At 67.3% G+C, this 18,980-nt stretch carries 18 protein-coding genes; 12 read left to right on the top strand and 6 right to left on the bottom strand.

The features are described 5' to 3' along the window. Positions 1 to 360: 360 nt before the first annotated feature. The gene (locus GQ57_RS09375; protein WP_031399142.1) at positions 361 to 1,665 is read right to left on the bottom strand and encodes a substrate-binding domain-containing protein; all 1,305 of its coding nucleotides are present in this window, start codon (positions 1,663 to 1,665) and stop codon (positions 361 to 363) included. Positions 1,666 to 1,978: 313 nt separating this feature from the next. After that, positions 1,979 to 2,332 carry a hypothetical protein gene (locus GQ57_RS41490; RefSeq protein ID WP_152601748.1) on the bottom strand — a complete coding sequence of 118 codons (354 nt, stop codon included), beginning with the start codon at positions 2,330 to 2,332 and terminating at the stop codon, positions 1,979 to 1,981. Between GQ57_RS41490 and gspF the strand changes: the two genes are divergently transcribed. After that, entirely contained in the window at positions 2,331 to 3,548 is a 1,218-nt protein-coding gene (gspF, locus tag GQ57_RS09370; RefSeq protein ID WP_031399141.1) for a type II secretion system inner membrane protein GspF, read from the top strand. The two genes, GQ57_RS41490 and gspF, sit on opposite strands and share 2 nt — an antisense overlap. Positions 3,549 to 3,561: 13 nt before the next feature. Here gspF and GQ57_RS09365 read toward each other — a convergent pair whose 3' ends face one another. Beyond that, positions 3,562 to 4,008 (bottom strand): type II secretion system protein N, encoded by a 447-nt coding sequence (locus tag GQ57_RS09365; RefSeq protein ID WP_052001183.1) that lies wholly within the window; start codon positions 4,006 to 4,008, stop codon positions 3,562 to 3,564. A gap of 64 nt (positions 4,009 to 4,072) precedes the next feature. Between GQ57_RS09365 and gspG the strand changes: the two genes are divergently transcribed. The 6 genes from gspG to GQ57_RS09335 all read left to right on the top strand — a co-directional run bounded on the left by gspG (position 4,073) and on the right by GQ57_RS09335 (position 8,060). Beyond that, positions 4,073 to 4,552, top strand: coding sequence for a type II secretion system major pseudopilin GspG (gene gspG, locus GQ57_RS09360; protein WP_265183112.1), 480 nt, complete (start codon positions 4,073 to 4,075; stop codon positions 4,550 to 4,552). After that, on the top strand, positions 4,527 to 5,069 hold the full coding sequence (locus GQ57_RS09355) for a GspH/FimT family pseudopilin (RefSeq protein WP_081894903.1): 543 nt from the start codon (positions 4,527 to 4,529) through the stop codon (positions 5,067 to 5,069). The genes gspG and GQ57_RS09355 overlap by 26 nt, the downstream gene beginning before the upstream one ends. 172 nt (positions 5,070 to 5,241) lie before the next feature. After that, positions 5,242 to 5,988, top strand: coding sequence for a secretin and TonB N-terminal domain-containing protein (locus tag GQ57_RS09350; RefSeq protein WP_034197702.1), 747 nt, complete (start codon positions 5,242 to 5,244; stop codon positions 5,986 to 5,988). Between the two features lie 6 nt (positions 5,989 to 5,994). Beyond that, positions 5,995 to 6,543 (top strand): RNA polymerase sigma factor, encoded by a 549-nt coding sequence (locus GQ57_RS09345; protein WP_031399136.1) that lies wholly within the window; start codon positions 5,995 to 5,997, stop codon positions 6,541 to 6,543. Between the two features lie 11 nt (positions 6,544 to 6,554). Continuing rightward, entirely contained in the window at positions 6,555 to 7,550 is a 996-nt protein-coding gene (locus GQ57_RS09340; protein WP_031399135.1) for a FecR family protein, read from the top strand. A 258-nt stretch (positions 7,551 to 7,808) separates the two neighbouring features. Further along, complete coding sequence (locus tag GQ57_RS09335; protein WP_235212697.1) at positions 7,809 to 8,060, top strand: FecR/PupR family sigma factor regulator; 252 nt, start codon at positions 7,809 to 7,811, stop codon at positions 8,058 to 8,060. A 294-nt stretch (positions 8,061 to 8,354) separates the two neighbouring features. On the opposite strand, the gene GQ57_RS09330 is transcribed toward GQ57_RS09335, so the two are convergent. After that, positions 8,355 to 9,179 carry a hypothetical protein gene (locus GQ57_RS09330; protein ID WP_034197701.1) on the bottom strand — a complete coding sequence of 275 codons (825 nt, stop codon included), beginning with the start codon at positions 9,177 to 9,179 and terminating at the stop codon, positions 8,355 to 8,357. 182 nt (positions 9,180 to 9,361) lie between these two features. Here GQ57_RS09330 and GQ57_RS09325 point away from each other — a divergent pair, with 182 nt between their 5' ends. Then, the gene (locus GQ57_RS09325) at positions 9,362 to 10,999 is read left to right on the top strand and encodes a transposase (protein ID WP_034197700.1); all 1,638 of its coding nucleotides are present in this window, start codon (positions 9,362 to 9,364) and stop codon (positions 10,997 to 10,999) included. A gap of 270 nt (positions 11,000 to 11,269) precedes the next feature. Here the strand turns inward: GQ57_RS09325 and gspK are convergent, their stop codons facing one another. Both gspK and GQ57_RS09315 read right to left on the bottom strand, forming a co-directional pair. Continuing rightward, on the bottom strand, positions 11,270 to 12,265 hold the full coding sequence (gene gspK / locus GQ57_RS09320) for a type II secretion system minor pseudopilin GspK (protein ID WP_031399131.1): 996 nt from the start codon (positions 12,263 to 12,265) through the stop codon (positions 11,270 to 11,272). Between the two features lie 36 nt (positions 12,266 to 12,301). Next, a complete protein-coding gene (locus tag GQ57_RS09315) occupies positions 12,302 to 12,865 on the bottom strand; it encodes a hypothetical protein (protein WP_031399130.1) in 564 nt (187 codons plus the stop codon). A 638-nt stretch (positions 12,866 to 13,503) separates the two neighbouring features. Here GQ57_RS09315 and GQ57_RS09310 point away from each other — a divergent pair. The 4 genes from GQ57_RS09310 to GQ57_RS09295 all read left to right on the top strand — a co-directional run bounded on the left by GQ57_RS09310 (position 13,504) and on the right by GQ57_RS09295 (position 18,980). Continuing rightward, positions 13,504 to 14,673, top strand: coding sequence for a TIGR03032 family protein (locus tag GQ57_RS09310; protein WP_235212696.1), 1,170 nt, complete (start codon positions 13,504 to 13,506; stop codon positions 14,671 to 14,673). Beyond that, the gene (gene cysC, locus GQ57_RS09305; protein WP_034197699.1) at positions 14,670 to 15,314 is read left to right on the top strand and encodes an adenylyl-sulfate kinase; all 645 of its coding nucleotides are present in this window, start codon (positions 14,670 to 14,672) and stop codon (positions 15,312 to 15,314) included. Before GQ57_RS09310 ends, cysC begins: the two co-directional genes overlap by 4 nt. A 149-nt stretch (positions 15,315 to 15,463) precedes the next feature. Beyond that, positions 15,464 to 17,116: a ShlB/FhaC/HecB family hemolysin secretion/activation protein gene (locus GQ57_RS09300; RefSeq protein ID WP_235215041.1), complete on the top strand. Its 1,653-nt coding sequence runs from the start codon at positions 15,464 to 15,466 to the stop codon at positions 17,114 to 17,116. Positions 17,117 to 17,183: 67 nt separating this feature from the next. Next, positions 17,184 to 18,980, top strand: coding sequence for a DUF2341 domain-containing protein (locus GQ57_RS09295; RefSeq protein ID WP_031399126.1), 1,797 nt, complete (start codon positions 17,184 to 17,186; stop codon positions 18,978 to 18,980).

Below are 18,980 nucleotides of genomic sequence, written 5' to 3'. Positions count from 1 at the left end.
GTACGACCCTCGGGGTCGACCTTCGCGGTCCGGTTGGCCCCGGGTGACGAATCGGCAAAGCTTGCGTTGATGAAGTCCCAGGCGAGTGGGCGTACCACTGCAACGCGGAAGCTGACTATATGATCCGGTTCTGCCGGATTTTTACGCTTTTCTGCAAGATGAATAGGAATGCAAAACGTTATATGCGTGTATGTCGGGTTATGTTGTGCGTCGAGCGGGGTGACGGGTCGTTTGGCGGTTTTGCCGCCTGCATGAGAATCGTCACGCAATACGAATCGATCGCATATATGAAAAAAACCGCGCCCCCGATAAGCGGGGGCGCGGTCGAGTCAACAGCGGACCGCTCGGTCTGCCAGCCGTTTAACGCCCGGTAACCGTGCCCGTGCAGACGCCCGTGTTGCCGATGTCGAGGTTGTAGCCGCTCGTGTTGCTCAGGAAGTCAGCCGAGATTGCCGTCTGGAAGTTCGACGACACGGTGTCGAAACCGTTGCCGTGAACGATCGACGCGAAGCTGGCGTTCGTGAAGTGAGCGTTCAGGAAGTCATGCACGGCGGTCTTGACCGACGAATCCGCATAGCACTGGCTCAGGATGATCTGGCTGGTACCGGAAACCGGATAGCCCGAACCCGGATTGCCGACGTTCGGCACCCAGTTGGCCTGATTGGTGGCGCGAGCCTGGCTGCTCGGCACGGTTGCCGTGCTGAGCGCCGTCGTTGCGTTCGCATACGTCGGTGCGTAGTACGTGCCGTTCGTCGCGTTCACGAGGCTCGCCACCGGCAGCTGGAAGGCGCTGGCCGACGTCACGACCGTGCTTTGCGGAGCCAGGAACGTGTTCGTGTAGTCCGGGCTCAGGTAAGCGACAGCGGCCGTACCGGCCGACTGATAGCTCACCAGTTGCGTACGGACGCCACCGCTACCCGAGGCCGGCGTGAAGTTTGCCGGCACGCCGCCCGGGAACGAAGCCGTGAACGTCAGCGAATCGACGAACGTTACGCCCGTGGCCGTATTGGCGGTCGAGCAGACAGCTGCCAGGTGGCGGGTCAGCAGTTCGGTCGTGCCGCTGCCGTCAGCACGATAGACGACCTTGATCGGCGAGCTGGTCGTCGTGTATGCCGAACCCGTTTGCGGGTTGACGACCTGGTTCCAGTCGGTCAGCTTGCCCGAGAAGATGCCGCACAGGTCGTTGTCGTTCAGCGCGATGCTGTTTGCCTGACCCGGCGTCGTTTGCGGCGTCGTCGTGCTCGTCACCGCAGGGCCGTTGACGACCGGCACCGTGATCGGCGTGACGATGTACGGGATCTGGATCAGCGGGCCGTTGGTCGCGCCGAGGCCGGCCTTGTACGACGTGAGCTGGGCGGTCGACAGGGCCGCATCGCTGTTCGCGAAGTGGACCGTGCCGGAGACCGTCGAGCCGAAGTACGTCGGCTGGTTGTTCAGGAACGCGTTTTGACCGGCACCCGAGCCAACCGAGAAATACGTGAACGAGCCTTGGGACGTGCCGAACAGGCCGATTTCGGTCGCGGTGTTGCCGATCGCGCCGATGGTCGGGGCGACGAGCGACGAGCCGCCGCCTTGTACGTTCGGCGAGGCCATTGCGGCCGTGGCGCCCAGACCGGAAACAACGAGAGCGAGGACTTGACAGATCTTGCGCTTGCTGGATTTCATGAGAAATTTCCTTGGACGAAGATAAACGGAACCCCTGCTACTGCGGTTGGAATACTTGTGGACCGCCGGGTAAATGTAGGGGGAAATCCGTATGACGCGTGTGAATTTTTCGTAACGAATGGTGCTCAACATTTTTATCGAATAGGACGTTGCGTTATTCGAATTGGTAAAGCATCGAATGGAACGTTATTCGGCACCGGCCGGAGCGTCCAGATATTGGGATGTGGCCGGGAGTCGTTCGACGGATTGTGCGCGGGCGCCAGCATCACGCGTGGTGCTGGCCGTTGGCTTCGTATGCGAGCAATGCGCAGTGCTATCCCAACTTCAAGGCGGTTTTGTGGCGGATGTTACGGAACATTCCGCGCGTCGATGAATGCGTTTGTCTTCGATGTATTGCTTCTGTTGGGCGGGCGAATCCGTAAATGGGCGGTCGCCGAAAATCTTGTGTGTTTAATATGAGATGGATTGATTTCTTTGGTGAAAATGAAATCGCTTTTAAGTTATAAGAATAACGATGCAAGGTAATAAAAACCGCCGAAAAAGGTAGCCCAGCATTCGTCATAAATTTGCGCCGGTTCGCTCCGTAGTCTTCCCCGGCGACTGCGTCCGGCATGCTGTGCGACGTCATGGAAAGCAGTCGCACCCGTGACAGGAGAGAACCCAGCATGTCGGCATTCCGCTACGAAGCGATCGATCCCACCGGCCGCACGCTGAAAGGCGTGCTGGAAGCCGATAGCGCACGCGCAGGTCGCAGCCATCTGCGCACACAGGGCCTCACACCGCTCGTCGTCGAACTGGCCGCGCAGCGCCTGCATGGAGAGCGCCATCAACGGCTATCGCTTGGCCGCAAGCTGTCGCAGCGCGAGCAGGCGATCATCACGCGCCAGCTCGCGAGCCTGCTGGTCGCGGGGCTGCCGCTCGACGAATCGCTGTCGGTGTTGAGCGAACAGGCCGAGCGCGACTACGTGCGCGAGCTGATGGCGTCGATCCGCGCGGAAGTCGTCGGCGGCCATTCGTTCGCGAACGCATTGAGCCAGCATCCGCGCGATTTCCCGGAGATCTATCGCGCGCTCGTCGCGGCCGGCGAGCACACCGGCAAGCTCGGCATCGTGCTGTCGCGCCTGGCCGACTACATCGAACAGAGCAACGCACTGAAGCAGAAGATCCTGCTGGCATTCACGTACCCCGGCATCGTCACGCTGATCGCGTTCGGCATCGTCACGTTCCTGCTGAGCTACGTGGTGCCGCAGGTCGCGAACGTGTTCACCAGCACGAAGCAGCAGCTGCCGACGCTGACGGTCGTGATGATGGCGCTGTCCGATTTCGTGCGGCATTGGTGGTGGGCGTCGCTCGCGGCGATGGTTGCGATCGCCTTCGCGATCCGCAAGGTGCTGTCGCAGGACGGGCCGCGGCTGCGGTTCGATCACTGGCTGCTGACCGCGCCGCTCGCCGGCAAGCTCGTGCGCGGCTACAACACGGTGCGTTTCGCGAGCACGCTCGGCATCCTGACGGCCGCCGGCGTGCCGATCCTGCGCGCGTTGCAGGCGGCCGGCGAGACGCTGTCGAACCGCGCGATGAGCGCGAACGTCGACGATGCGATCGTGCGCGTGCGCGAAGGCTCGGCATTGTCGCGCGCGCTGGCCCATACGAAGACGTTCCCGCCGGTGCTCGTGCACCTGATCCGTTCGGGCGAGGCGACTGGCGACGTAACGACGATGCTCGACCGCGCATCCGAAGGCGAATCACGGGAACTGGAGCGCCGCACGATGTTCCTGACGAGCCTGCTGGAACCGCTGCTGATCCTCGCGATGGGCGGCGTGGTGCTCGTGATCGTGCTCGCGGTGATGATGCCGATCATCGAGCTGAACAACATGGTGCAGTGATGCGCGGCTCGGCTCAGCGCACGAACGCGTTGGCTTTCTCCGTGGCGGGCAGCGCGACCTCGCGTTGCGTGCCGTGGCGATCGACGACGATCGAGCGTGCGCGAACCTCGGCGAGCTTCGCGGCTTCGCCGATCGCCGCGCCGAGCGATACGACGCGCGCCGCTTCGCCGCCGACGCTGACGATCGCGGCCGCACGGCGCGCGTCGAACGCGAGCACGCCGAGCAACTGGATCGTGTCGCGCCTGTCGTCGGGTTTCGCGCCGAACAGCTGCGCGCTGGCCGTGACGTCGACCGGTGGGGGCGGTGCGGGGCGGGCAGGTGCCGGCGCATCGGGCGCGTTCAGCACGTGTGCGGCCCATATCGATACGACGACGAACGCCGCGCCGGCTGCAAGCGTTGCGACGAGCGGCAACGGATCGATGCGTGACGGAACGGTGCGAAGCAGGGCGAGCGGTTTCATGGCAACGGATCGGTTCGATGAGCAGGGAACGGTTTCCATTCTTTGACGCAAGGGTGAATGCATGATGACGCACCACGAAGAAGTCGGAACGTTGCGTACCGGCAGCACGCATGAACATGCGTGCCGTCGCACGCAACGCGGCTTCACGCTGATCGAGATCATGGTGGTGGTCGCGATCCTCGGGATTCTCGCGGCGCTGATCGTGCCGAAGATCATGAGCCGGCCCGACGAGGCGCGCCGTATCGCGGCGAAGCAGGACATCGGCACGATGATGCAGTCGCTGAACCTGTATCGACTCGACAACGGCCGTTATCCGTCGCAGGAGCAGGGGCTGACTGCGCTGGTCCAGAAGCCGAGCGTCGACCCGGTGCCGAACAACTGGAAAGACGGCGGCTATCTGGAGCGGTTGCCGAAGGATCCCTGGGGCAACGCATATCAATACCTGAACCCGGGCGCGCACGGCGCGATCGACGTGTTCAGCTACGGCGCGGACGGCAAGCCGGGCGGCGAGGGGAACGATGCGGACATCGGCTCGTGGCAGTAAGGGCACGTGCATCGCGCACATGAAGCGCACGAACGCGCCGCGGCGATCGCGCCGATATCGTCAATCCGGCTTCACGCTGCTGGAGATGCTCGTCGTGCTCGTGATCGTCGGGCTGCTGGTCGCGGTCGTGACGCTCGCGCCGTCGCGCAATCGTCGCACCGATCTCGCCGAGGAAGCGCAGCGGCTGGCGAACCTGCTCGAATCGGCCGGCGACGAAGCGCAGGTGCGCTCGATGCCGATCGCGTGGCAGCCGGTGGGCGGCGGCTATCGGTTCGTGCAGCGCACGGAAAACGGTGCGTGGGCGCCGATGACGGACGACCTGTATCGCGCGCGTCGCTGGGGCGGCGAGGTGACGGGCGTGTCGGTGCGTTACACCGGCGGCGGCGAAACGCCGTCGCAGATCGTGCTCGGCAGCGAAAGCATCGACGTGCCGGTGACGATCACATTGTGGTCCGGCGACGTGCGGATGGCGGTGGTGGGCACCGGCATCGGCAACTTTGTCGTGCGCCGGCCATGAACCGCATGCGACGCCGGCGAGCGCGCGGAGCGCCGGATTGAATCGCGTCGCGACATGCTTCACCTGACTGTCATAGTGCCCGCTCACAATCTGACGTTCGTTTGTCGCGTAACCGCTCACGGGGGTGCGCGTTTCGCCGGCAACGTGCAACTCCACTTCCGTCCAGGGATTCATGACTCGTTCACGGGCGCCGACCGGTGTCCTGGTGCTCGTCGCGTGGCTGGCGTTCGTCGTGCCGTGCATGCACGGCATACACGCGCAGGAGACCGGTTCCATCGTCCGCCAGACGGGCAGCACGGTGCGTTTCGATTTGCCCGCGCAGCCGCTTGCGAAGACCTTGCGGGATTTCGCGCGGCTCACCGAGCTGCTCGTGCTGGCGCCGGCGCCGCTGCTCGACGGGCGCACGAGTGCGCCGGTGCAGGGCGACTTCGCGCCGCGCGACGCGCTCGAGCGGATGCTGGCCGGAACGGGGTTGCGTGCGGAATTCTCGCGTCCGGACGAAGCGATCATCGTCGCGCAGCCGGCCGCCGAGCAGGCGCCCGCGCCGGCCGACACGCCGGCGGATGCGGCCTTGCCGATCGACGGGATCGGCGATTCCGGCGAGCGGCACGCGTTCGCGGGCCTGCTGCAGGCGCATCTGATCGATGCGCTCTGTGCGCAGCCGGCAGCGGTGCCGGGCAGCTATCGACTCGTCGCGCAGGTGCGCATCGACAACAGGGGGGCGGTGGTGGCGGTCAACATGGTGGCATCGAGCGGTTCGGCCGCCCGCGACGCGGCGGTGATGCGCGCGCTGCGCGCATTGAAGCTGGACGACGCGCCGCCGGCGGACCTGCCGCAGCCGGTCACGATCCTGCTGCGTCCGGCCGGCAACGGCGTGCATTTCCGCTGTCCGGCGCCGCAGCCGGCCGTTCGGGGCTAGGCCGCGATGAGCGACAGCAACCGCACCGGGCTCAGGAAGGTGCTGGCGACGCGCTACGCGTACCTGGTCAGGCGCCTCGAACGCGTGACGGGGTCGAAGGACGGCGCCGCCGACGCGCTGCACGAAACCTGGCTGCGTCTCGAGAACGCGAACGTTTCGACGCAGGTGACGAACGCGGACGCCTATATACTCGGGATGGCGAACAATGTCGCGATCGACCAGCATCGCCGCGAACGCCGGCATCTGCACGACGACGATGTCGAGACGCTGCTGGAAATGCCCGACGAGCTGGCCGATCCCGAGCGGATCGTCGCGGCGCGCCGCAAGGTCGAGACATTGAAGGACGTGCTGCGCGGCTTGCCGCCGCGGCGCCGCGCGATCCTGCTGGCCGCCCGCGTGGACGGCCTGCTGAACCGCGAGATCGCCGAGCATTTCGGCATTTCGCTGCGGCTCGTCGAAAGCGAGCTGAGCGCGGCAATGAAGTACTGCCTGCAGCGCATGCAGGAAGACGGTGATCCGTACACGGGTTCGCGAGGCGGCCCGCGTAAATTTTGAGCATCCGGACGATGACGAAAGCCCAGGCCGAACCTGCCCACGACGAACTCGACGAAGCGAGTGCGTGGCTGCTGCGTCTGCGCTCGGGAGACGCGAGCCAGGCGGAAGCCGATGCGTTCGAGCGCTGGTGCGCCGATCGTCCGCAGGCCGCCGGCCTGTTGCGCGATACCTGGAGTTCGCTGCGCACGGCCGCGACCGAACTGGCGCACGAGGAGCGCGCGGCCGCAGCCTGGGCAAACGTTGCCAAGCGCGAGCGCACGATGCGCACCGGGCGGCGCGCATTCATCGGCTTCGCGGTCGCGGCGGGCGCATCGTGGCTCGCAGTGCGCCCGCCGATGCAGTTGTGGCCGTCGCTCGGCGATCTCGCGGCCGATTACCACACGGGCACCGGCGAGCAGCGCAGCGTCGCGCTGTCGTCGCGCGTGACGGTCGAGCTGAATACGCAGACGCGTCTCGATGTGCTGGCGGCGAGCGATGCCGCGCACGGCGTCGAAGTGGTCGCCGGCGAAGCGGAGATCGACGCGGCCGCACCGCCGGCCGGCCGCGCGACGCCGATCCAGCCCGTCACCGTGGTGGCGGGCGGCGGCCGCATGCAGGCGACAGTCGCGCGCTTCAACGTGCGGCGCACGGGGTCGCAGGTTTGCGTGACCTGTCTGTCCGGCACGGTCGCGCTTGCGCATCCGCGCGGTGCGCGCACGCTCGCGGCCGACGATCAGGTCGTCTACGACGATCGCGGCGTGCAGCCCGTGGCGCGCATCGATCCGGGCGCAGTCAGCGCGTGGCGGCGCGGCATGCTGGTGTTCAACGGCGTGCCGCTCGCGCAGGTCGTCGACGAGATCAACCGCTACCGGCGCGGCAAGGTCATCCTGCGCAGCGCGTCGCTCGGCGAGAACCGGATGCAGGCGCAGTTCCCGATCACGCGGCTCGACGACGTGATCGACATGGTCGGCCGCCTGTACGGCGCGCACATCACGCGGCTGCCCGGCAACATCGTGCTGCTGAGCTGACGGGCTTCCCCCGTTTCATTTCCTCCGTCTTCCTCCCGCCGGCGATGCGTTCGCGGCGCTTCCGGCCGTCCGCGCCCTGCGGGTTACGGCCGCTCGATACGACTTGATCAATGAGGGCCGGCAAACGCCGGGCTGCCCTTGATGGCGGCCCGGTGTGACGTCGTCGGACCCGAGGCGTGGGTGGCAAGCGCCCCGGCCGCGCAGCGATGCGCGGTGCGGGGGATGTGTGTCGATGGAGCTTCGGGCGGTGGCGTGATCATGAACGAATCGCAACGGGACACGGATCCCGGCGACGCGAATACGCGCGCCGATTCGATCCGCGAGGGCGCCGTGCGCTGGCTGCTGTGGTTACGCGCCGGCGACACGACGGAGCAGGAACTCGACGTTTTTGCGCGTTGGCGCGCGCAGAGCGACGAGCATGCTCGCACGGTCCGCGAGCTGATCTGGATGTGGGCCGTGCTGGAGACGGTCGGCCGTCAGGAGCCCGGCGGGCCGACACGCACGCATTGACGCGGCGCGGCGCAAGCCGTGCACCCGGGCGGTGCGCAAAACCGCGCCGGCGCCCGGGCGCCGCAAGAAAGTCTGCGGGTTAGGCGGGTTTGCTTCGACCTTGTATATGAGAGAGCGAGGGGGCCGTGAAGAGGGGCCGTGAAGAGGGGCCGTGAAGAGGGGCCGTGCAGAGAGGGCGGTGAAGCGGAGACCGGGGAACGGGGGCCGGAGACGGCTCCCGGATCGCCGTCCGGCCGCGCTGGCTCGCGGGTGGCCACGAGGTGCCGGTTGCGTCGCGCCAGCCCGGTTCACGATTCAGGAGGGCGACTGCGGCTGCAGGCCGGCGCGTGCGCCGTTCCAGGCGGCGTCGAGCGGATCGCCGGCATCGCGCAGCGGCTCGCGCAGAAAGGGAAAGCGTTCGACGAACGGTGCGGATTCTTGCAGGGCCACGATATGGTTGACCATCCATTGCAGCAGATCGCCGCCGTACCGGACCTGTTCCGGGCGCCAGTCCGGCATCGTCGAGAAGAGGGCCGAGAAGCCGCTCCAGCGCGACGGGCGGTCGTTGTCGCCGGGCCGGAAATAGGTGTTCATCGCGACGTCCCGCGCATCGGTCAGCATGCCGACGAACAGCCCGTGCGGTGTCGGCACGCCGATCTGCTGCCAGCCTTCCGCGAGGGCGAGCGAGCGCATCACGCGCGCCGCGACGAAGGCGATACGGGTTTCATGTTCGATTTCCGCCAGCGACATCACGCCGTTGCGCTGCATGCAGCGCGCGACCGCGTGCGGGCGGATCGCGTTCGACGCGAAGCTGCGCAGCACGAGGTCGGGCACCGTCAGTTGCAGCTGGAATTCGCGCAGGCCGTGCTCGGCGCTCATCGTCGAGAAGTTGACGAACAACCCTTCGGCATGACCGAGCGCGCCGACGTATGGCTCGAGCCCGAGGCGCGCGAGCTTCGGCGCGATCTGGCGTTCGAGCAGCCGCATCAGGTTGCGGCGATTGCGCACGCCCGTGAAATCGTCGAGGCCACGCGTGACGACGTCGCTGATTTCCCAGCGGCGTTCGTCGGCGACGAGCCGCGGGGAGCCGCTCAGGTCGAACCGGGCGCGGCCATGGGCCACGCGGGGATCTACGTACATGCCGGTGCCTCGTGCATCGATTGCGGGCGGACCGCCGCGGCGGCGCGTCGCCGCGCGGGTCCGGTCGCCCACGATGCTGCGGCGTCGCGGGCGGCTCGTCAAGTGCGCGCGTATCGCGCCGCAGGCGTGCGCGTGCCGTTGCAGCGGCGCGTGCGATCAACCAGACAGTGTGGGGTAATCCGATGATGCGCACGATCGTGGAACGCTTTGTCGAGCAGAGTCCGATGACGATCATGGCGCGGCTCGTGCTGCAATGCGCGTTGCACGACGATTGGATTGGCGTCGCGGCGGACGCCGGCGACGCGCTCGACGGCGAGTCGATCCGCGAGACCTTGTTCACCCTCGCCGTCGACGCGATCGCGTCGATGGCCGCGCGGCAGCGGACGCCGGATGCCGGCGTGGCCGCCGCGCCGGGGTTTGGCGCGGCGGTGACGGCACTGCACGATTGCATGAGCCGATGGCGTTCCGGCTGGGGGCGCGCGCTGGCAAAGGACAGCGTCGAACTGCTGCTGCCGGTCGCATCGGTGCGCAAGGTCGACGGTACGCGTGCCGTCGACGGGATGCGGTTGCGCGTGCTGGACGGTACCGGCGAGGCCTGCGCGCCACAGGCCGGCGGGTGCGACTGCGGACGCTCGTGCGACGACCCCGCACGCGATGCGGCGGCGGACGGTGCGCGCGTCCTGCCGGTCTACGATCCGGAACTCGGGATGATCGTCGACCTGCTGCCGTGCGAGCGTGGCCGAACGAACGAGCGTGCATTCGTCGGCGCGTTGCTTGAAACGGTCCGGCCCGGCGAGCTGTGGATTGTCGACGGGGGCTTCGATACGGACGCGCTCCTTTCCGGCTGGCCGCGCCGCGGCGGCGCGTTCGTGTTGCGCGAATACGGCCGCTCGGCCGCGTGCCGGCCGCTTGGTGCCTGGCAGGAGAGCGGTGCGTTCGGCGACGGACGCATTCGCGAACAATCCGTCAGGATGGCCGGCGAAGGCGGCGTGTCGGGTGTATTTCGGCGGATCGAATGGCACCGCACGGATTCCCCCGGCGAAATCGTCACGCTGTTGACCGATCTGCCGGCCGGGCGATTCGACGCACCGCAGGTCGTGGCGCTGTCGTGCCGGCGCTGGCGCGACGCGTTGCCGCTGGCGCTCGAGTCCGTCACGGGCGGCGCGTCGTTCGGCGCCGTGCCCGCCCGCGCGGCGCTGCTGGCGAGCGGGATCGCCGCATTTGCATACAACGCGTTCAGCGTGATGACGCGCGTCGTCGGCGGTGCGCTCGATCTCGATGCGCGCGACGTCGACCGCTTGCCGTCGCTGATCGCCGACGGCGTGGCGGCGACCTATGCGGGCATGATGATCGCGCTGCCGCCGGACTGGTGGCAGCGATACGACCAGTTGCCCGCGACCACGCTCGGCCAGATCGTGCGGATGCTCGCCGTGCACGTCGACCCGCGCAGCGAGCGGCGTCGGCGCCGCGACAACCGGCTGTCCGCGAAGTCGCAGGCGTTGCTGCGTGCGGCGACGCTCGAACGCCTGATGCACGACGACGGCGACGATCCGGCTTCCAATGTGTTCAGCCTGCGCACGATCGCGATGGCGACGCGCGACTTCAGCAGCAATCCGTCGAAGGCGCTGCGGCATGCGGGCGAGGCGCTCGTGATGGTGACCAAGTACAACCGGCCTATCGCGCTGCTCGTGTCGATCGACGACTGGAACCGACTGCTCGGCGAAGTGCGCGAGACGAGCTTCACGCGGCTGTCGTTCGATGCGGCGGTAACGCCGCAGGGGGAGCGTGCGGTCGGGTTGGGCGAATTGTCGCGGGTCTAGCGTTCCGTTTTGGCGACTCGCGGTTGTCGACAGTGGTGTGTTTCGAGCAAGGCGCCGGCCGGGATCCCGTTGCGACGGCATCGGGATCGCATCGGGACCGGGATAGCAGCCAAACCGCGGCCATGCGAGACAGGACGGGGCGCTCGCCCGTCGCGGCTCATCGGTGCTCCGGCTACTCGGGATCATTTGCCGGATGGGCTCATCCGACGCGGCGTTCCGGCATGAAGTACGTCGGCCCGTGTACGCATCGAGGCCATCCGTGCGTCGGCTTCAACTCGTGAGCCGTCGCACCCAGATGACCGACGTCCACGCGAAATTGCCGCTGCCGTAGCGCGCGATCAGCGTGTCGATACGCGTGTTGATCCGCGCTGAATGCACACGGCAATGCACGATGAAATAGCCGCTGTTCACGCCGATGGCCGAGCCGTCAGGCAGCGTCGGGTTGCCGCCCTGCGCCGGCAGCAGGTATTCGGCGACGTCGCCGGTGCTGACGAAATAGGCCGTCGCGCGCCGGTCCACGAGCCGCCTGGCCTGGCTCGGCGACAGCGTCGGAATCGCGGCGACGAGCACGGGTTCGGCCGCGGTGTTCGCGTTGACGACGGTCAGGTCGGGCAGGATCGTCACGAATGGCGCGATCGCTTCGATCGCATGCGCGTCGTAGCCGGGAATGCGCGCGAGATCGTCGACGGACACGAGCTGCAGCGGCCAGCCGCCCGGGCCGTTCGCGTCGCGCAGCGAGCGCAGCATGTAGTCGGCCGTCGATTGCGCGAGTGCGGGATCGAGCGACAATTGGCCGAGCAGGCGCCGGTAAGCCAGCACGCCTTCGCCGCTGGACTGCCAGGGCTTGCCGGGCGCGATGCGCGACACGAGGTTCGTCAGGTTGAAGCGCGCCTGCGCGTCCTCGACACTGCCCGAGATCCACGCGCGCGACAGTTCGGCGTTGACCGCGATCGCGTCGGACGGCAGCAGGTCCGCGAGCCGCACGTCGGCGACCGGTGCCGACCACGGCTGCCCGACGAACGTGACGTTCGACGTTGCGCTTTGCGCACGCAGTGTCGAGCGTGCCCACTCGACCGCGGCGCGCTCGATCCACATCGTCTGCGTCGCGAGCCGCTGATTCTCGACGTCGCGGGTCGCGACCTGCTGGCGCCACAGCACGCTGGCGGCAAGCGTGGCCGCCAGCGCGACGACGAGCAGCACCGTCACGATCGCGATGCCGCGTTCGCGTCGTGCGTGCGCCGTTCTTCCCGTCCCGTATCGATGCATCCGCGTGCCTCCACAGTGTCTGTCGGCGCGGTGCGCTCAGACCTCGAACGCCAGCCACGCATGCGCGATGCTCGCATGCGCAGATGACGTGACGCCGAACAGCGCGGCGAGCCCCGCGATCCAGCCCGCGAGCGTCGCGGGACGCATGCCGTCGTTTGCAAGCGGGCCGACCAGGCTGGCGATCGCGTGCGAGCGCCACAGCAGCAGCACGAACAGCGCACAGCCGACGGTCATCGCGATGCCGAACATGTGTGCCGCGACTACCGGACGCCGCGTGAACGGCAGGCGGTGATGCCGTTGGTTCGTCGCGACGATCGCGACCCCGTTTGCGACGGGCACGATCGTCATCGCCAGCCCCCAGAACAGCGGCTGGTCGCTCGACGGATTGATCAGCAGCAGCGTGCCGATCATCCAGATCGGCGGCGCGAGCAGTGTGAGCAGGGACCATGACAGCAACTGCCACGCGAGCCACGGCGCGCGCCAGCGTAGCGGCGGAATCGGCGCGGCATGAGCGGCGGGCGGAAGCGGCCGGCCCGGCAATCCGGCGGTGCCGGACAATCGCCCGGCGAGCCATCGTACGAGCATCGTGGCGAATGACATGGAGGTCCTGTCGTTGACGTGTGCTGTTCTCAATAGCTAGGACGAAGCGGGCGGCCGCAATCCGCAGGATTTCGCACGTGCCGGCGCTTGGCCGCGCTGCGCATCGCGATTTCGCGGCGCCGCGCAAACGGTCTCGTCGATCGCTTGCCGTGTTTTGCGAGCGTTTCGTGAATATCTTCAGCGGAATGTCACAAAAACTTCCCTGTTGAAACCCGAGGATTGTCGGGCCGCACGCCGGCACGTCGCACCTTTCGCGCGTTGACCGGCCGGACGGCGACACGTTTGCCGGTCGTCCGCGCGCAACGGCGGACCGCCGGGCGCAACACGTCGGCCGCGCGACGACACGTACACGAAACGGGGGCCACGCAAGGTCATGCGCCGCATCTCGCAAGTCTTGCGCGAGGGGCGGCTGCGCGTGCATCGCAGCCCGCTTGCGTCGATCGTTTCCCCGTACAGGCGGATCGGTCGACGTCACGCAAAAAACATTGCGGCAATGCGCGCTTCGTTCCGTCTAGGTAGGTGGGAGCTGCGACTTGGTGTGTCGTACGCGGCCCCGACGCGCCGTGCCGGCGCGCGGGAACACGCGGATACGCACATTTTTTCTCATCAGGCGGCATGAAGCCGACAGGTGCACGACAGTGAAACAGTTCGAGGAAAGCAGGCCGGCCGGCGATGGCGGCGCGCCAGCGGACGACGCATCGGCGCGGCGGGAGGAAGCGCTGTCGCCGGTGATCAACCTGCGCGACACGGGGCGCTTCCTGCAGGTGCTCGAGGCGCTCAAGTGCTCGCTGGCCGTGAGCCGCCGTCCCTCCGGCGTAGCCGTGATCGGCGTTGACAACGGCGTTCCCACGCTGTCCGCGTGCCTTTTGCCGCGCTCGATGGGCATGGCCGTGTCGGGCAACCGGCTCGCGGTCGCGACGATCCACGAGCTGATGGTGTTCGCGAACGTGTCGACGCTTGCGCCGCGCTATCCGGCTCGCCCGGACCACTACGACGCGATGTTCGTGCCGCGCATGTCCTACTACACCGGTGATCTCGACCTGCACGACATGGCGTTCGACAAGCACGTGCTGCTCGCGGTCAACACGCGCTATTCGTGCATCAGCGTGATCGACGGCTATTTCAACTTCACGCCGATCTGGCAGCCGCCGTTCGTGACGGAGACCGTGCCGGACGATCGCTGCCACCTGAACGGCATGGCGTTTGCCGACGGCAAGGTGCGTTTCGTGACCGCGCTCGGCATGAGCAACGAGCCGTTCGGCTGGCGGAGCGGGATGGCGAACGGCGGCATCGTGATGGAGGTGCCGTCCGGCCGGGTCGTCGCGTCGGGGCTGTCGATGCCGCATTCGCCGCGCGTGATCGGCGGGCGGCTGCATGTGCTCGAAGGCGGCCGCGGCCACGTGCTGCAGATCGATCCGCAGTCCGGTGCGCGGCGTGTGCTCGCGAAGCTGCCGGGCTTTACGCACGGTCTCGCGGAGTACGGCGGCGTGTTGTTCGTCGGGCTGTCGAGGCTGCGTGACAAACGCGGCCCGCAGGGGCTGCCGATCGAAAGCGAATCGGATGCGCTGATCGCGGGGGTTGCCGCGCTCGATGCGAATACCGGTGACGTGCTCGGCATCCTTCAGTTCTTCAACGGCGTCGACGAGATCTTTGACGTGCAGGTGCTTCCTGACGTGCGGCGCGCCGAAATCCTGAGCCCGCATCAATGGGCCGAGAGCCCTTCGATCGTGACGATGCAGGGCGGTTTCTGGCAGACGCGTCCGCGCGAGGAAGACGAGCCCGCGAACGCCGAAGGGAAAGCACGATGAACGTCGATCGTTGCGGGTTGTCCGGCGTCGTTCCGTCCTTATCGGTAGACGCTGCGCATGCGGCGTGCGGCGCGTCGCCGCTGCGGTCGGGCGGGGTGCTGTGGCTCACGGGGCTGTCGGGTGCCGGCAAGACGACGCTGGCCGATGCGCTCGCGGTGCGATTGCGCGAACGATACGCGCGTCCGGTGGTGCTGGACGGCGACCGGCTGAGGGCCGGGCTGAACCGGGATCTCGGCTTTACGGTGCAGGACCGGTTCGAGAACGTGCGGCGCATCGCCGAAGTCGCGGCGCTGTCGAGCGAATCCGGCGCGCTCGCGATCGTCGCGGTTCTTTCGCCGCTTGCGGCGATGCGCGATCAGGCGAGAGCGATCGTGGGGGCGGCATTCCGGGAAGTGTATGTCAGCACGTCGCTGGCCTGTTGCGAGGCGCGTGACCCGAAAGGGCTGTACGCGAAGGCGCGGCTCGGCGTGCTGCCGGAGTTCACGGGTGTTTCAGCGCCGTACGAGCCGCCCGTTCGGGCCGACCTTGCAATCGATACGGGCAACGAGTCGATCGCGAAGTGCGTCGATACGTTGATGCGATTCGCGTGCACGCAGTTCGGCCGGCAGGCGGAGCGTCCGGTGCAGGTGCGTCGCGGCTGAGTCGGAAGCGAAGAACGGGAAAGCATTGTCCACGTCATGCTAAGGATGACGAACGAAACGTCATCAAAGTGAAACAGGCATTTGATAACGGGGCGAACGGCTGGCGCGATGCGCACGCTTCGATCCGGAACAACAAAGGGGAATGGCGCATGCCGCCGAGAGTAGACCGCAAGTCACGCGAACGATGGCGGCTGAACGGCCGATGCCTGGCCGGCGCCGTGCTGGCCGGAGGGCTTGGCCTCGCGCCGGGTGTTCAAGCGCAGGAAGCCGCGCCGGCCGCGAAGGCGGCGCCGGCCGCACCGCAGTCGTTCGACGTGAATGCCTTCGTGGTGCGCGGCAACACGACGTTGCCGGCGCTCGAGATCGAGAAGGCCGTGTACCCGTTCGAGGGGCCGGGCCGCACGCTCGCCGACGTGAACGCCGCGCGTGACGCACTGCAGAAGGCCTACCAGGATCGCGGCTACCAGTCGGTCGTCGTCGAGCTGCCGCAGCAGCAGGTGAAGAACGGCGTGATCCTGCTGCAGGTGACCGAAGCGAAGGTCGGGCGCCTGCGCGTCGACGGCGCGAAATACAACTCGCCGCAGAACATCCGCGATGCGGTGCCCGCGCTGGCCGAAGGCCAGGTGCCCGATTTCAACCAGGCGCAGCAGCAGCTCACCGACCTGAACCGTTCGGCGGACCGTCAGGTGATTCCGGTCCTCAAGCCCGGCACGCTGCCGCAGACGGTCGACGTCGACCTGAAGGTTGACGATCACAGCCCGCTGCACGGCTCGCTGGAACTGAACAACGACAACAGCCCCGGCACGTCGACGCTGCGCACGACCGCGAACCTCAGCTACTCGAATCTGTGGCAGCTCGGCCACGTGATTTCCGGCACCTACGTGCTCGCGCCGCAGCATCCGAACGACGCGCGCGTCTACGCGTTCTCGTATCTGGCGCCGATCCGGGATTCGCACTGGAGCTTCCTCGCGACGGTCGTGCACTCCGACAGCAACGTCGCGTCGGTCGCCAGCACCAACGTGCTCGGCAAGGGAACGACCTACGGCTTCACGGCGATCTATGCGCTGCCGGCGTCGGACACTTACGCGCACTCCGTCAGCGTCGAGATCGACCGCAAGCATTTCGACGAAAACGTGTCGATGCCGGGCCAGGCGGGCTCGACGGCGCCGCTCACGTATGTGCCGGTGACGCTGTCGTACAACGACCAGCTGAGCCTGAAGAACTCGCAGACGTCGTTCTCCGCGTCGGTGACGACGAACATCCGCGGCATCGGCAGCGACTGGGGCGCATGGGACAACAAGCGCTACAACGCGACGCCCGATTTCGTGTACGGCAAGTTCGACATCAACCACACGCAGCGCTTTGCGAACGACATGCAGGCCAACGCGCACGTGAACGCGCAGATCTCGAACTCGCCGCTCGTGTCGAGCGAGCAGTTCGCCGCGGGCGGGATGAACAGCGTGCGCGGCTACATGCAGGCGGAGGACACGGCCGACAGCGGCGTGATCGCGTCGCTCGAGCTGCGCAGTCCGTCGCTCGCGAAGTGGCTCGGCGGTGCGGTGGGCAGCCGCGTGAACGAGTGGCGCTTCCATGCGTTCTTCGACGCGGCGCACCTGTGGCTGCTGAGCCCGCTGCCCGAGCAGACGTCGCGCTTCAACCTGATGAGTGTCGGCGTCGGCACGCGGGTGCAGCTCATGAAGTACGCGAGCGCGGATTTCGAGGCGGGGTGGCCGTTGAAGGCGGGCGTCTATACGCGGCAGTACAGCCCGCGGTTCGATTTCTACGTAAGGCTGGGTTTCTGACGGATTTTTTTTGATCGTGCCGGGGCGATGCGACGAGCGCGGCGCCCGCACATTCGGGGAGTGGATCGTGAAGCGAGTCTTGTTTTTCCTGTTGGCGGTGATGCTCGGCGTGCTGCCCGGCATCGCGAACGCATGGTGGCAGAACGACTGGTCGTACCGGAAGGCGATCACGATCGACGCGAGCCCGAAAGGCGCGAATCTCGCGGAATCGGCCGGCCGCGTGCCGCTGCTGATCCGCCTGCACTCGGGCAACTTCCAGTTCGACGGGCTGGCCGACAACGGCGCGGACATCCGCTTCGTCGCCGCCGACGACAAGACGCCGCTGAACTATCACATCGAACAGTACGACCCGGTGCTCGGCGTCGCGCTGATCTGGGTCGACATTCCGAAGATGCCGGCCGGCGCGGCCGAGTCGATCTGGATGTACTACGGCAACAAGAAGGCGCCGGACGGCGGCAAGCCGGCCGAGACGTTCGATGCCGACTACACGCTCGTCTACCACTTCAACGGCGCGGCGGGCGCGCCGCCGAAAGACCTGACCGCGTACGGCAACCACGCGCAGAACGCGTCGTTCCGGACGATCGAGGACGGCATCGTCGGCAAGGGCGCGCGGTTCGACGGCAGCGGGTCGCTGACGCTGCCGGCGAGCCCGTCGCTGAACGTGCCGGCGGGTGGCAGCTTCACGTTCAGCGCATGGGTGAAACCGTCCGCGCTCGCGCCGAACACGCTGCTCTACAGCCGCCGCGACGGCGCGAACGCGCTGCTGGTCGGGCTGGACAACGGCGTGCCGTTCGCGGAAGTCGACGGCGGCGCGGCCCCGGTGCGCACGCCGGCCGCCGCGCCGGTTGCCGCGAACCAGTGGACTTATCTCGCGGTCACGGCCGACGGCAAGAACCTGACCGTGTACGTGAACGGCAAGCAGGCGGCGCAGGTCGCGGCGGCGCTGCCCGCGCTGAGCGGCGCGGCAACGGTCGGTGCGGACGCAACGGGTGCGCCGGCCGGGTTCGCCGCGTATGCGGGCGCGCTCGACGAACTGCGCCTGTCGAAGATCGCGCGCACGCCGGCCGCGATCGCGGTCGACGCGCTCGCGCAGGGCTCGGAATCGAAGCTCGTCGCGTACGGCGCCGACGAGAAGCAGTCGGGCTTCGGCTTCGGCTACTTCGGGGTGATCGTGCAGTCGGTGACGGTCGACGCGTGGGTCGTGATCACGATCCTGCTGGGCATGGCGCTCGTGTCGTGGATCGTGATGTGGACGAAGGCGCGCTACGTCGGCGCCGTCGACAAGGCGAACCAGTACTTCGTGAAGCGCTTTCGCGAAGTGGCCGGCCGCCACCTGGTCGGCCTCGCGCATGTCGACGAAGCGAGCGACGACGGCCGCCGGCTGTATCAGTCGTCGCTGTACCGGCTGTACAAGGCCGGCGTGCACGAAATCCACAGCCGCATGGACGGCAACGGCCGCACGGTGATCACCACCGAATCGATCGAGGCGATCCGCGCGTCGATGGACGCGACGCTCGTGCGCGAGAACCAGCGGCTGTCGAAGTCGATGGTGCTGCTGACGATCGCGATCTCGGGCGGGCCGTTCCTCGGCCTGCTCGGCACGGTGGTGGGCGTGATGATCACGTTCGCCGCGATCGCGGCAGCCGGCGACGTGAACGTGAACGCGATCGCGCCGGGTATCGCGGCCGCGCTGCTCGCGACGGTCACGGGCCTGTTCGTCGCGATCCCCGCGCTGTTCGGCTACAACTACCTGCTGATCCGCAACAAGAACGTGACCGCGAACATGCAGGTGTTCGTCGACGAATTCGTCACGCGCCTCGCCGAAGCCCACCGCGCGCCCGATCACGCGGTGCTGGCCGACTGA

The sequence above is a fragment of the Burkholderia sp. MSh2 genome, assembly GCF_000731655.1.
GTDB lineage: Bacteria > Pseudomonadota > Gammaproteobacteria > Burkholderiales > Burkholderiaceae > Burkholderia > Burkholderia paludis.
Note: the sequence above shows the minus strand (reverse complement) of the source record. Positions and strands in the feature narration are given on the sequence as shown.